This window comes from Streptomyces sp. NPDC006326 (assembly GCF_040612915.1).
Lineage (GTDB): Bacteria > Actinomycetota > Actinomycetes > Streptomycetales > Streptomycetaceae > Streptomyces.
Genome location: NZ_JBEXRC010000008.1, coordinates 39,649 through 52,639 on the forward strand (window position 1 = coordinate 39,649; position 12,991 = coordinate 52,639).

Here is a 12,991-nt window from a genome sequence, read left to right on the forward strand (position 1 = left end):
GCCCGCGCCCGGCCCGGCCGTCCCCGGCGCCGCCCCCGGGGACGGGATCCGGCCGGTGGGGTGAGCCGCGCAGGGCCCTCGTACGCGTCGGTGCGCGGCCGGCGGGTCCGCGTGGTACCACGGCCCCCTCACCCCCTCGCCCCGGGAGCCGCCGATGTCCCTCACCCGACGCAGCCTGCTGGGCACCGGCCTCGGCATCGCCTTCTCCGGAACCCTCGGCGCCCTCTTCGCCGCGAGCCCGCGGGCCGCGCAGGTGCTCCACGGCTACGGGCCGCTGCTGCCCGACCCGCAGGGGCTGCTCGACCTGCCCGCCGGATTCGGCTACCGGGTGCTGTCCCGGGCCGGGGACCCGCTGCGGTCCGGCGAGGGCACCGTGCCCTCCAACTGCGACGGCATGGCCGCCTTCGACGCGGGCCGGGGGCGGGTGCGGCTGGTGCGCAACCACGAGAACAAGGTCACCGCCACGCTGCGCGTACCCGCGGTCGAGGGGCTCACCTACGACCCGCACGCCCTCGGCGGCTGCACGGTCCTCGACCTCGACGCCGCCGGCCGGGTCACCGGCGAGCGCGTCGGCCTCGCCGGCACCGCCGTCAACTGCGCGGGCGGCCGTACGCCCTGGAACACGTGGCTCAGCTGCGAGGAGACCGAGGACCGGGCGGGGGACGCCACCGGGTACACCAAGGACCACGGCTACGTCTTCGAGGTCGACCCCGCCGACCCGCACCGCTGCGGAGCCGTTCCGCTGACCGCGATGGGCCGCTTCGCCCACGAGGCCGTCGCCGTGGACCCGTACCACGGCACCGTCTACGAGACCGAGGACGCCTTCGTCAAGCCCTTCGGCCTCTTCTACCGCTTCCTGCCCGCGCGCCCCCTCGGCGGCCCCTGCTCCCTGCGCGCCGGCGGCACCCTGGAGGCCCTGCGCGTACCCGGGGTGGCGGACCTGTCGGTGGTGAGCGAGCCGGGCACGGAGTTCCCGGTGGAATGGGTGCGCGTCCCGGACCCGGCGGCGGCCTCCACCCCGATCCGCTTCCAGGACTTCGGGCCGGGCGGGATCACCCACGCCCAGAAGCTGGAGGGCTGCTACTGGGGCGGCAGCGGCGTGTACTTCGTGTCCAGCTACGCCCGCACCCGCGAGGGCGCCGCCGCCGACCACCGCGGCCAGGTGTGGTTCCACGATCCGCGGCGGTCCGTGATCCGGCTGGAGGTGGTCTTCGGCCCCGCCGCCGACATCCGGCTTCCCGGGGACTGCCCGGACAACATCTGCCTGGCGCCCGACGGCGGCCTGATGGTGTGCGAGGACGGCGGCGGCGCCCAGTACGTGTTCGGCCTGACCCCGGCCGGGGAGGTGTACCCGGTGGCGCGGGGCGCCCAGGACATCGGCCGGCCCGGGGCGCCGGCGTGGGGCGAGTTCGCCGGGGTGACCTTCTCGCCGGACTCGCGGACGATGTACGTCAACGCCTACACCCCGGGAACCACCTTCGCCGTGACGGGCCCCTGGCACTGACCACCTCGCACCGTCGTTCGATGTGCGGCACGATCGTACGGAGGCGACGGATTGGGGCAGCGGCCGTGTCGAAGCAACCGGAGAAGCCGAAGAAGCGGAAGAGGCCGGGCAAGCCGGGCAAGCCGGAGAAGGCTCGGACGGCACGGCAGCCGGCCGGCCAGGAGCGGGCCGGGGAGCGGCCGGCGGACCGGGCGGGGGCCGAGGCGCAGTCGGCACAGCCCTCGCTGCGCGCGCTGCTGCGCGTCCCCGCCGGCGACCGGGTCGATCTCGCCGCCCTCCCCGCCGCGGCGACACCCGCCGGCCCCGCCGACAAGGCGGCCGGGACGGCTGCCGGCGCCGCCCTGGCCAAGCCGCTCGCCTCCCTCCAGGAGCGGCTGTACGCGGCCAGCACCGCCGGGGACCGGCGGCGCCTGCTGCTCGTCCTCCAGGGCATGGACACCTCCGGCAAGGGCGGCACGGTCAAACACGTGATCGGCCAGTTCAACCCCTCGGGCTGCCGGATCACGGCCTTCAAGGCACCCACCTCCGAGGAGCGCAACCACCCCTTCCTCTGGCGCATCATGAACGCGCTCCCCGGCCCGGGCGAGATCGGCATCTTCGACCGCTCGCACTACGAGGACGTCCTGATCGCCCGCGTGCACGAGCTGGTGCCGCCCGGCCGTCTGGAGCGCCGGTACGACGAGATCAACCTCTTCGAGCAGTCGCTCGTGGACGACGGCGTCACGCTGGTGAAGGTCTTCCTCCACATCGGGTACGAGGAACAGCGCAAGCGGCTCCTGGCGCGGCTCGACGACCCGGCCAAGCACTGGAAGTTCAACGTGGGCGACATCGAGGAGCGCGCCCTGTGGCCCGCCTACCAGCAGGCGTACGAACTGGCCCTGGAACGCTGCTCCACCGCGGCCGCCCCCTGGTACGTCGTCCCGGCGGACCGCAAGTGGTACCGCAACTGGGCGATCAGCAAACTGCTGCTGGAGCACCTGGAGGACCTGGACCCGCACTACCCCGAGGGCGACTTCGACTTCGACATCGAGGAGTGCCGCGCCCGCCTGCTCCAGACGTGACCGGGACGTTCACCGACCGTCCGGCGCCTCGGACGGAGTGGTCGAAACGGCAGGCGCCTCGGGCGTCTTGGGCAGGAGGTCGATGAGGAAGGGCTGCAGCCCCGCCACGATAGCCGTGGCCACCCCGGTGACCAGAGCGATCGCGACCGACGACCACCAGGCCGCGATGAAGCCGAGGTTGTGGATGTCCGTCAGCCGTGCCGGCCGCATCCGGTTCTTCGCCAGAACGGCCCCGTCGGCGCACAGCCCGAGCGTCATGGCGAAGGTGAACGCCTGGAGTGCGTAGAGAAGGGTGTGTGTCCACGAGGCCCAGTGGGCCGGGTCTCTGGAGACGGCCACTTGCAGCACGGCGGGCACCAGCATCAGCCCGTACGTCCACAACGCCTTGGCGAGACCGGTCTGACCACGCAGCAGCGGGAAGAAGTACCCGTACAGCAGGCCGTATCCGGCCCAGAACAGCAGGATGGGCGCAGCCGTGCCGACGATGTCCAGCACCGGGTACTTGCTCTCCGAATGCGCCGCGACGACCGCGCCCGCCAGGGACAGAACGGTCCAGGGTGCGCCGATGACGGCCGCGGCCTGGGCGGTGCGCAGTGCCCGCTGCCAGGGGACGGCGCCGGTGTACGCGCCGAACGCCAGCTGGCGCACGCTGACGGTCCCTCCCGCCTGGTCCCGCCGCCGCTCGTCGTAGGACGACCGCTCGACGGCTCTCAGCCGGCGTTGCACGACGGTGCCCGGGCGTCCGTCGGCGATCTTCTCGTGGGCTGCCTTGCGCAGGGACGACAGCGCCCGGCGGGCCGCGCCCGACTGCGCGCTCCGGTTGACCGCGTCGGTGTGCTCGCCCGGAGCCTGCCGGAGGACGGCGGCAGCGCGCTTGATCTGTTCGTAAGGGAAAAGGAACCACGCCATGAGCGCCGCCGAGCAGGCGGTCACCCAGGAGGGGACCGCCAACAGCGAGAGACCGCCCGCGGCCAGGGTGAACATCAAGACGATCCCCAGCGCGCGGTGCCCCCGCAGCTCTCTCGGCACCGTGAGGGGGGACTGCCCGCAGTCGTACAGGGCGCGTACGGTGGCCGCGACGAGCACGAGGCCCAGTACACCGTCCAGTTGCCGGGCCAGCCCTTGGAGATCCCACCATCCTGGTGACAAGGGCTCGTCCCGGTTCCAGGAGACAGCGAGGGCGACGGCCACCGCAAGAAGCACGAACACCCCGGTGCGGGAGGGCCGAGAATGCGTCGTGGCCCTCCACGCCACGCAGCCGGTCGCCAGCACGGCTGCCGTCCCGACCACCAGTGACCCCGCCCAGCGGAGGGCAACGGGCAGGACTCCACCGGTGGAGTGGATGGCCGCGGCCACCGTGATGAGCGGTACCCATGCACTGGCCCAAAGGAGCGAGGAAAGCTGGATCCTCCAGCCCGCTTTGTGCGCCACGGCGCCGCACCCCCAGGACACTGTGCCCAGGGCCAGGGCGAGGACCAGCAGGAATCCGAAGGCGGAGGCTGCATCCGTCCAACTCACCGGCACGCGCTGCAGTGCAATGAGCCAGCACAGGACCGCGGCCCCCACGACGGCGAGGAGGCATGACAGGAGGAGCCACCTGACCGCCGTGCCTGTCCGTACAGTCGTGCACGAGGCAAGGGCCGGCCGGCTGTCTGCCAGCGCACGCACCGTTCGGGGGAGCACGATCAGGATCCCGGCCACGAGGAGTACCAGGGAAATCGGCAGAGCCGCGTATCCGGCAGCGTTCCAGCCGAGCCACAGCCCTACGGAAGCGAAGAAGTCATGGCCCAGACTGTCCGCTGCGCCCGCGACCAGCAGATCGATCCACGGAACCACGGAGAGGATCACGTGGACCATCACCACCGCGCCCGCGATCCGGATCAGCTGAGGGATCCCGTCGGAGCGGACCAAGGGTGCCAGGGCTCCGTTCCTGTACGCGAGGAGCAGTGCACACCACCCCGCCGCCGCCAGCAATGCCCGTCCCGTGGCCGCGAGGACACGGCCGGCCTGCGCCACGTACTGGCCGGTGGCGGGCAGCCAGCTTCCCATGGGCCCGTCCCCCGGGAAGTCGCGCCGGGGGGCGGCGGCGTCAGCCGGCGCCATGGCGACCTTCAGCATCTCGCCCCACTTGCCCGTGTCCGCTGAGAGGGTGTGCGTGCCTTGCGCCGCAAGGTGCCAGACTGTGTCGACGGCACGGAGTTCGCTGTTGCGCAGCGTCATCCGCAGCGACGTGGGCCCTCTGGAGTAAAGCACCAGATCACCGGACGGCACCTGCGCCGTGCCGCTCACCGTGACCGTGGCCTGATTCAGCAGCTGGTCGGCGGTCAGGTCGGGGAGCTGCCACACAGGTTCGGTACGGCCCAGGACCAGAACGCCCCACACGGTCCGGACGAACGAGCTGACATCGACGGCCGCCTGTCCACGCCGCACCCGCTGCGCCAGGGCGCTAGCGGGTGGCACGTCGGCACTCAGCCGGATGTGCAGGGTCCCTGCGATTCCTTCTCTGAGCTCCACGCTCCGCCTGAAGTGGGCACTCTTCGCGCCCTTCGCCGGGGCGAGTTCCTTGAGGACGTGCTCCCACTCGCATCTGTCCGCAGCGAAGTCGGAACCGTGCAGCAGGACGTTCCCGAACCGGGTGCCCTCACCGCAGCCGCTCTGGAACACGCTCGGCATCACGAACATGAAGGCCCCGACGGCCATCGAGGCGGCACAGCCGAGCACGACCAGGCAGAGCAGTCCCACCGCTTGCCGGAGGGCGAGGGCCGTCCGCTCCCGCAGCACTGCGCCTGTCACGGCCCCAGCCTGTCAGGCGGGAGGACCGGACCCACCGGTCACACGCCCAGGGGTCCCCCGGGCGGGGTCGGGCTTCTGCGTGCGTGCCGTAGACCTATGATTGGCACATTGTCATATATTTTGCGTGCGTGACCTTTTATGTGCGCAAAGCGGCGGCCGCTGCCGCCCTCAGTGCCGCTCTCGCCGCCGCCCTCGCCGGATGCGGAGGAGGCTCCGCCGGCTCCGCAGCCGGCAGTGCCGGGCAGGCCCGGATGGGGACCCCCGCGGGCTCCGCGGCGCCGTCCTCGGCCGCCTCGCCCGGCGCGGCCTCGCCCGGCGCCGCCGCGCCGCCCGCCAAGGCTCCGACCCTGGCGCCCGGCCCGGGCGGCCTGACCCCGGTCTTCGAGCGTGCGAAGCAGCACACCGACAAGACCGTCGCCCTGACCTTCGACGCCGACATGACCTCCGATCAGGGGCCGCGCGCCGCGAGGGGGGAGCGCTTCGACAACCCCGAGCTGATCGCGACCCTCCGCAGGCTGCAGGTGCCCTCGACCGTCTTCATGACCGGCCGCTGGGCCGAGGAGTACCCGGACCAGGTGAAGTCCATCGGCACCGATCCGAACTTCGAGGTCGCGAACCACTCCTACAGCCACCACGCCTTCCAGTCCCCCTGCTACGGGCTCCCGGCGCTCGATCCCGCCGCCGCCCGGGCCGACGTGGACCGGGCCTTTGCCGCCTTCCGCACGGCGGGCGCGGTCAACACCGTCCCGTACTTCCGCTTCCCCGGCGGCTGCTACGACGACGCCGCCCTGCGCGTCCTGTCCACCGCCAAGGTCACGGCCGTCCAGTGGGACGTGGTCAGCGGGGACGCCTTCGCCAAGGACCCGGACGCGGTGGCCGAGCAGGTGCTCGCCGGGGTGAAACCCGGCTCGGTGGTGGTCATGCACTGCACCCGCAGCGCGGCCCCGGTCACCGAGGAGGCCGTCCAGAAGATCGTCCCGGAGCTGCGCAAGCGCGGCTACCGCTTCGTGAAGGTCTCCGAGCTCATCGGAAAGTGACCCGCCGGGACGTCCGACGGGCTCAGCCGGAGCAGGCGGTGCGCTGCGCGTCCTGCCACTCGCACACCGGGCACAGCACCACGCCCGGTGTGGCCACCCCGTACTCGGTGGGCTTGCCGCACTCCACGCAGTCGGCGTACGGCGGCCCGGGCACCCGGCCCGCCGGTGCGGCCGGGGCGGGGCAGCACGGCTCGGTCCCGGCCGGCCGGTCCGGCGCGTCCGCGCGGTCTTCTGCGTCCATGTGTACGAGCGTACTCAGCTGCGCCGCGCACTGACGAGACAGGCCAGCGCCCGCGCACCGCCGGGAGCGCAGCAGCAGGGCGCTTCGGTAGCGGAGCAGCCCGCTCATTTCGCCTTCTCGCATTCCCGGACGGCCCGGATGTGCCAGGGCGGGTCCGCGGTGGGCAGCTGCCGCAGCACCGCGCCGGAGCGGGCGGCGGGCACCGTCAGTCGCAGGACGCCTCCCTGCTGCGGGCCGCGCCCCCAGGTCCGGGGGCGGTGCGCCGCCGGGCGGTCCGGCCGCCTCGATCCGTACCTACGGACCGCCCTCGGCGCCCTGCCGTACGGGAAGCAGCCAGCCTCAGTGGGCCGCCGCCGTCTCGGTCACCTCGCTGGGCCGGACGATGACGAAGCCCTCGCCGCTCAGCTTCAGCTGGACGGCCTCGCCGGACCCGCCCCGGATCATCGAGCCGACCGACTGGGAGCGGTGCAGGCCGGTCTCCAGCTGCGCGCTCCAGCCGACCACCGCGTCCGTGTCCACGTACACCGGGGACTGGGCCGTGACCGGGATGACGATCGGGTTTCCGTCGCAGACCACGGCGAGCTTGCCGGTGCCGGTGAAGAGGCTGTTGAAGAGGCCGCCGCCGGTCATGCCGGCCCCCTTCACCACCTTTATCTCGTAGGAGAGCGTCGGGTCGAAGCAGAGCACGTTGCGGCCGTTGACGGTCAGCGCGTCGCCGGGCTCGAAGTCGACGATGAAGCAGTTGCCGGCCTGGTGGGCGAACCAGGCCTCGCCCTGCCCGCGGACGGCCATCAGCGCCAGGCCCTCGCCGGTGACGGCGCGCTTGAGCAGGTTGCCCAGGCCCTGTCCCTTGCGTTCGAACTGGAGGTTGCCGCGGAAGGCGACCATCGAGCCCTGGCGGGCCAGCATTTCACCGTTGACGGTGTACTTCACGGACTTGGCGTTCTGCAGGGTCATGCCCGGAGTGGCGGATTGCGGAGCCAGGTTCTCGGACGCGAAAAGGTCGCTCTTCATGAGCCCGATCCTCACCTGGCACGGGCCCCCTCGGCATCATCCTCAAGTCGGAGCCTGGCATCCTTGGCCGGATGAGCACCGAGCACACCACACCGGTCCCGGCCGTCGGAGCGGACAGCCCGTTCCGGCAGGGCCGCATCTCCCGTGACGAGGCACCGCAGTTCGTCCTGCCCCTGGTGGTCCGCATCGAGAAGGCCGAGCCGCCGGCCCGGACGGACGCGCTGGAGACGGCCGCCCGCGCCGTCCTGGTCCTGCTGGCGGACGAGCGCGCGCAGGGCGAGGGAGAGTGGGCCGAGGCGGTCCGCGACTGGCAGGACGCGCGGATCCGGAAGGTGGTGCGGCGGGCCCGCGGGGCGGAGTGGCGCAAGGCGGAGACCCTGCCGGGTGTGACCGTGCGCGGGGAGCGCTCGCAGGTACGGGTGTTCCCGCCGGTGCCGCTCGACGGCTGGCCCAGGGAACTGGCCAAGCTCCAGGTCTCGGGCACGGACCTGGACGACCCGGAGCCCGCCGGTCCGGCCGAGCCGGGCGTTCCGGTGCTGTGGCTCAACCCCGGGCTGGAGATGTCCGCGGGCAAGGCGATGGCCCAGGCCGGGCACGCGGCGCAGCTGGCCTGGTGGGAGCTGGCCGGCCCGGAACGCGACCGGTGGCGGGAGAGCGGTTTCCGGCTGGCCGTACGGGCGGCCGCGCCCGGGCAGTGGGCGGAGTTGAGCGGGAGCGGGCTGCCGGTGGTGCGGGACGCCGGTTTCACGGAGATCGCACCGGGCTCGGCGACCGTGGTGGCGGACCACCCGGCGCTTCGGGCGCGGCTCTGAGAGGGGGCGCCCCGCGGCCCCGGGACGGCTCCGGGGCGGCCCGGCGGTGGAACCTCAAATGTTGCTCTGAACGTCACCTCCCGCGGTTGGACCCGGGCTCTTCGGGGCCATCACCACGGCACACGACCACGAGAGGGGGCGGGGGGACATGAAGCCCATGGCACACCTGGGGGTGGGCATCGGCTGGCGGCCGGAGATCGCGGAGGCCGTGGAGCGGCTGCCGGGGCTGGACTGGGTCGAGGTGGTGGCCGAGAACATCTGCCCGGGCCACCTGCCCGCCTCCTTGCAGCGGCTGCTCGACCGCGGGGTCCGGGTCGTACCCCACGGGGTGTCGCTCGGCCTCGGCGGCGCCGGCCGGCCGGATCCGCAGAAGCTGGCGGCGCTCGGGGAGCGGGCGGTGGCGCTGGGGGCGCCGCTGGTCACCGAGCACATCGCGTTCGTACGGGCGTCCTCGCCGGCGCCGTCGCCGGGCGCGGTGCTGGAGGCGGGGCACCTGCTGCCCGTGCAGCGGACGCGGGAGGCGCTCGACGTGCTGTGCGAGAACGTCCGGATCGCCCAGGACTGCCTCCCGGTGCCGCTGGCCCTGGAGAACATCGCCGCGCTGGTCTCCTGGCCCGGTGAGGAGCTGACGGAGGGCCGGTTCCTGACGGAGCTGGTGGAGCGCACGGGCGTGCGGCTGCTGATCGACGTGGCGAACCTGCACACGAACCGGGTGAACCGCGGTGAGGACCCGTACACCGTGCTGGACGGGATCCCGCTGGAGGCGCTGGCGTACGTGCACGTCGCCGGCGGCGTCGAGCGGGGCGGGGTGTGGCACGACACGCACGCCCACCCGGTACCGGAGGCGGTCCTCGACCTGCTGGCGCAGCTGCGGTCGCGGGTCGACCCGCCGGGCGTCCTGCTGGAGCGGGACGACGACTTCCCGGCGGAGGCGGAGCTGGCCGCGGAACTGTCCGCGATCCGCGAGGTGGTGGACGCCGGCCCCGCCCGGCCCGCCGCCCGCCCCGGGCCCTCCCCGGACCGCGCACCCGCCCCGGCGACGGAGGCGGCCAGGCTGCGGGTGGGGGTGGAGCAGGCCGCGCTGTTGTCCGCGCTCGTCGCGGGCACCCCGGTGCCCGAGGGCTTCGACCGGCAGCGCATACGGGTGCAGGCCCGGGCGCTCGCCGCCAAGCGGGCCGGGGTCGTCGCGAAGCTGGCGCCGGAACTGCCCGTGATCCTGGGCGGCGAGGAGCCGTACCGCGAGGCGTTCCTCGGCTACGCCCGCAACCGCCCCATGGCCGCGGGCTACCGCCGGGACGCCCTGGACTTCGCCGAGCACCTCTTGATCCGGGACCTGCCGGCCGACCCCGCCGCCCGGCGCCGGCTCACCGCCTGGTGGCGGGACCGGGCCGGGGCGAGGCCGCCGGCCCGGGTCGTGCGGTGGGCCCGCTCGCTCGTGGGGCGGGCGGCATGAACGTTCTTGCCGTCGCGATCTGGATCGCCGTCATCGTCTCCTGCGTCCTGCTGTTCCGCGGCGTGCGCCGCAGCCTGCCGCCGGCGGTCGGGGCCGCGCCGCGGCTGCACGACCTGTCCGAGGCCGCGTTCATGGCGGGCGGCCCGGGCACGGTGGTCGACACCGCGCTCGTCTCGCTCCTCGGGGACGGCCGGCTGCTCGTCGGCGGCCCGGGGATCGTCCACGTACGGCCGGGAGCGCGGGCCGGTGACACCGCGGAGCGCGCCGTGCTCCAGGCCTGCGCCCAGGCGCCCTCCGGGTGGCTGTACCAGGTGCGGTACGCGGCCATGCGCGATCCCGCCGTCCAGGAGACCGGTGACGGGCTCGCCGAGCGGGGCCTGCTCGCGGCGCCCGGTTCCGGGCGGAAGTGGCGGCGCCGGGCGGTGATCCAGGCCGTCGTGTGCGCGGCGTGGGTGGTGTTCTCGCTGCCGCTCACGTTCGTGGCCATGGCGCTCGACCCGGGCCCGCAGGTGCCGTTCATCATCAAGGTGTTCCCCGCCCTGGCCGGCGGCATCGTCCTGGGCTGCGCCCTCGCGGTCCGGGCCAGGCAGCGGATCACCCCGGCGGGGCAGGCGGCGCTGCGGGAGTTCCGCACGCAGTACCTCAACGACCGGACCCCGCACGTCCAGACCGCGCTGTACGGGCTGCGGGGGCTGCAGGACCCGTACCTGCGCGCGCAGCTGCTCCCGGCCGCCCGCGGCACCCGCCTGGCCGCCGCCCAGGCGCGGACCTCGCGCACCGGCCCCTCCCCCACCGGCTCCTCCCACAGCTCCTCCCGTACCGGCTCCTCCTGCGCTTCCCCGGCCGAGGTCGTCCCGGTGGTCTGGTGCGCGGGCAGCGACGCCGGCGGGGACAACTCCGGTCCGGGCTGCGGCTACTCGGGCTCGGGCTGCGCCTCGTCGAGTTGCAGCGGTTCGAGCTGTGGCGGCTCCTCGGGATCCGGCTGCGGCAGTTCCTCGGGGTCGAGTTGCAGCAGCTCCAGCTGCGGCAGCAGTTCGAGCTGCGGGAGCAGCGGCTCCAGTTGCAGCAGCGGCTCCAGTTGCAGCAGCAGCTCCTGACCGCCCGCAAACGGGGGGACCGCGGGCGACACCCGGCCGTGGTCCTGTACAACCGGCCGGCTTGCGCATCTCATCGGTTCATCCGACGAGATGAAGGGGCTCGTATGCGGACTCCGCTCGTACGGCACGGGGTCGCCGCGGCGGCGCTCTGCCTCCTCCTGTGCGCCCCGGCGCCGGCCCCGGCGCATGCGGGCGAGGCCACCGGCCCCGCGTCCGGGGCCGGTCCTGCACCTCAGGCCGGGCCCGGCCCGGTCGGCACGGCGGGAGCCGGCGCGGCCGAAGCCGCCCGGAACGCCGGGGCCGAGCTCGTCGCCCGCCGCGCCGCCGAGGCCGCCGCGGCCCCCGCCCGTCCCGCCGCCGCAGGCGCCGACGGGTCCGGGGACGCCGGCGTCCGCGGCGGGGGGCTGGAGTTCGGGGAGTGTCCCGCCGTCGAGGAGCTGCCGTCCTCCGTGCGTTGCGCGACCCTGCCGGTTCCGCTCGACTACGCCCGGCCCGACGGCCCCCTGATCACCCTCACGGTGAGCCGGGCCGCCGCCGACGGGCGCGGGGGCGCCGCCCGGCAGGGGGCGCTCGTGTACAACCCGGGCGGGCCCGGAGCCTCGGGGATGTTCTTCCCGCTCGTCGCCGGCCTGCCCGAATGGCAGCGCATCTCCGCCGCCTACGACCTCGTCGGCTACGCCCCGCGCGGTGTCGGCCGCTCCGCCCCGCTGTCCTGCCAGGATCCCGCCCGATACGACCGGGCCCCCACACAGGTCCCGGCGCAGCCCACCCCCGCGTACAAGAAGGAACGCATCGCCGCCGCGCGGGCCTACGCCCTCGGCTGCGCGCAGCGGGCCGGCGCGGCCCTGCCGTACTACGGCACCCTCGACAACGTCCGCGACCTGCACGTGCTCCGTGCCGCGCTCGGCGAGGAGAAGCTGACCTTCATGGGCGCCTCCTACGGCACCTACCTCGGCGCCGTCTACGCCACGCTGTACCCCGGCCACGTCCGCCGCATGGTCCTCGACTCGGCGGTCAACCCCGACCCCCGCCGCATCTGGTACCGCGCCAACCTCGACCAGGCCGTCGGGTTCGAGCACCGCTGGGCCGACTTCCGCGCCTGGGCCGCCCGCCACCACTCCGTCTACCGGCTCGGCGCCACCCCGGCCGCCGTACAGGCGAGTTACGAGCGGGTGCGGGACGCGGTGGCCCGCACCCCCGCGGGCGGTGTGGTGGGCACCGGTGAGCTGCAGTCGGCGTTCCTGCAGGCCGCGTACTACGACGACGTCTGGGCCGAGCGGGCGGCGGCGCTCAGCGCCTTCCTGGCGGGCGATCCGGCTCCGCTGATCCGGCAGGCCGCTCCCGACCGGGCGTCGGCGGCCGAACGCGAGAACGCCCGGGCCGTCTACACGGCGGTGCTGTGCAACGACGCACCCTGGCCCGCCGACTGGGAGACCTGGGACCGCGACACCACCGGGACGGCCCGCCGCGCCCCCTTCGAGGCCTGGGCCAACACGTTCCTGAACCTGCCCTGCGCGTACTGGCCGGCGGCCGGACGGCACCAGCCGGTGGCGGTGGGCGTGCGGCCGGACGCGATCCCGCCCACGCTGATCGTCGCGGCGGAGCGGGACGGGGCGACCCCGTACCCGGGTGCGCTGGAGCTCCAGCGGCGGCTCGGCCCCCGGGCCGCGCTGGTCACGGAGCGGGGGGCGGGCGCGCACGGGGTGAGCGGCGGACGCAATGACTGCGTGGACCGCCACGTGGAGCGGTATCTGCTGACGGGTGCCACCGCGGGGTGGCGCGCCACGTGTGCGCCGCATCCGGAGCCCGCACCGGTGTCGCTGGACGACCGGGCGGCAAGCACCTCGGGGAAGGCCCCCAGGGCACTGCTGCCGTCTGTCGTCTGAACTTCCGGGCGGGATCTCCGGCTGCGTCGATTCGGAAGTTCGGGTCCGTCTTCCGATCCGCCGGAGGAGGTCGGTCCTCCGGCCCTTCCCCCC

General features: G+C 74.1%; 10 protein-coding genes. 7 read left to right on the plus strand and 3 right to left on the minus strand.

Annotation, left to right across the window (positions count from 1 at the left end):
- Positions 1 to 154 precede the first annotated feature (154 nt).
- Both ABZ128_RS08845 and ABZ128_RS08850 read left to right on the plus strand, forming a co-directional pair.
- Positions 155 to 1,504, plus strand: a complete 1,350-nt coding sequence (locus ABZ128_RS08845; protein ID WP_356846992.1) for an alkaline phosphatase PhoX — start codon at positions 155 to 157, stop codon at positions 1,502 to 1,504.
- 224 nt (positions 1,505 to 1,728) lie between these two features.
- A complete protein-coding gene (locus ABZ128_RS08850; protein ID WP_356847225.1) occupies positions 1,729 to 2,565 on the plus strand; it encodes a PPK2 family polyphosphate kinase in 837 nt (278 codons plus the stop codon).
- Positions 2,566 to 2,574: 9 nt separating this feature from the next.
- Here the strand turns inward: ABZ128_RS08850 and ABZ128_RS08855 are convergent, their stop codons facing one another.
- A complete protein-coding gene (locus tag ABZ128_RS08855; protein ID WP_356846993.1) occupies positions 2,575 to 5,358 on the minus strand; it encodes a hypothetical protein in 2,784 nt (927 codons plus the stop codon).
- Positions 5,359 to 5,486: 128 nt separating this feature from the next.
- On the opposite strand from ABZ128_RS08855, the gene ABZ128_RS08860 reads away from it, so the two are divergent.
- Complete coding sequence (locus ABZ128_RS08860) at positions 5,487 to 6,395, plus strand: polysaccharide deacetylase family protein (RefSeq protein WP_356846995.1); 909 nt, start codon at positions 5,487 to 5,489, stop codon at positions 6,393 to 6,395.
- A 22-nt stretch (positions 6,396 to 6,417) separates the two neighbouring features.
- Here ABZ128_RS08860 and ABZ128_RS08865 read toward each other — a convergent pair whose 3' ends face one another.
- Together ABZ128_RS08865 and ABZ128_RS08870 are read right to left on the minus strand one after the other, a co-directional pair.
- The gene (locus tag ABZ128_RS08865; RefSeq protein WP_356846996.1) at positions 6,418 to 6,636 is read right to left on the minus strand and encodes a hypothetical protein; all 219 of its coding nucleotides are present in this window, start codon (positions 6,634 to 6,636) and stop codon (positions 6,418 to 6,420) included.
- A 339-nt stretch (positions 6,637 to 6,975) separates the two neighbouring features.
- Positions 6,976 to 7,650 carry an AIM24 family protein gene (locus tag ABZ128_RS08870; protein WP_356846998.1) on the minus strand — a complete coding sequence of 225 codons (675 nt, stop codon included), beginning with the start codon at positions 7,648 to 7,650 and terminating at the stop codon, positions 6,976 to 6,978.
- 71 nt (positions 7,651 to 7,721) lie between these two features.
- Between ABZ128_RS08870 and ABZ128_RS08875 the strand changes: the two genes are divergently transcribed.
- The 4 genes from ABZ128_RS08875 to ABZ128_RS08890 all read left to right on the plus strand — a co-directional run bounded on the left by ABZ128_RS08875 (position 7,722) and on the right by ABZ128_RS08890 (position 12,898).
- The gene (locus ABZ128_RS08875; protein WP_356847000.1) at positions 7,722 to 8,462 is read left to right on the plus strand and encodes an aminoacyl-tRNA hydrolase; all 741 of its coding nucleotides are present in this window, start codon (positions 7,722 to 7,724) and stop codon (positions 8,460 to 8,462) included.
- A 157-nt stretch (positions 8,463 to 8,619) separates the two neighbouring features.
- Complete coding sequence (locus tag ABZ128_RS08880; RefSeq protein ID WP_356847226.1) at positions 8,620 to 9,915, plus strand: DUF692 domain-containing protein; 1,296 nt, start codon at positions 8,620 to 8,622, stop codon at positions 9,913 to 9,915.
- A complete protein-coding gene (locus ABZ128_RS08885) occupies positions 9,912 to 11,012 on the plus strand; it encodes a TIGR04222 domain-containing membrane protein (RefSeq protein ID WP_356847002.1) in 1,101 nt (366 codons plus the stop codon). The genes ABZ128_RS08880 and ABZ128_RS08885 overlap by 4 nt, the downstream gene beginning before the upstream one ends.
- Before the next feature lie 104 nt (positions 11,013 to 11,116).
- The gene (locus ABZ128_RS08890) at positions 11,117 to 12,898 is read left to right on the plus strand and encodes an alpha/beta hydrolase (RefSeq protein WP_356847228.1); all 1,782 of its coding nucleotides are present in this window, start codon (positions 11,117 to 11,119) and stop codon (positions 12,896 to 12,898) included.
- Positions 12,899 to 12,991: the final 93 nt, after the last annotated feature.

Bases quoted from the DNA above. Each gene is read 5' to 3' on its own strand.
- ABZ128_RS08845 (WP_356846992.1), top strand. From the start codon at position 155: ATGTCCCTCACCCGACGCAGCCTGCTGGGCACCGGCCTCGGCATCGCC.
- ABZ128_RS08865 (WP_356846996.1), bottom strand. From the start codon at position 6,636: ATGGACGCAGAAGACCGCGCGGACGCGCCGGACCGGCCGGCCGGGACC.
- ABZ128_RS08870 (WP_356846998.1), bottom strand. From the start codon at position 7,650: ATGAAGAGCGACCTTTTCGCGTCCGAGAACCTGGCTCCGCAATCCGCC.
- ABZ128_RS08875 (WP_356847000.1), top strand. From the start codon at position 7,722: ATGAGCACCGAGCACACCACACCGGTCCCGGCCGTCGGAGCGGACAGC.
- ABZ128_RS08880 (WP_356847226.1), top strand. From the start codon at position 8,620: ATGGCACACCTGGGGGTGGGCATCGGCTGGCGGCCGGAGATCGCGGAG.
- ABZ128_RS08885 (WP_356847002.1), top strand. From the start codon at position 9,912: ATGAACGTTCTTGCCGTCGCGATCTGGATCGCCGTCATCGTCTCCTGC.
- ABZ128_RS08890 (WP_356847228.1), top strand. From the start codon at position 11,117: ATGCGGACTCCGCTCGTACGGCACGGGGTCGCCGCGGCGGCGCTCTGC.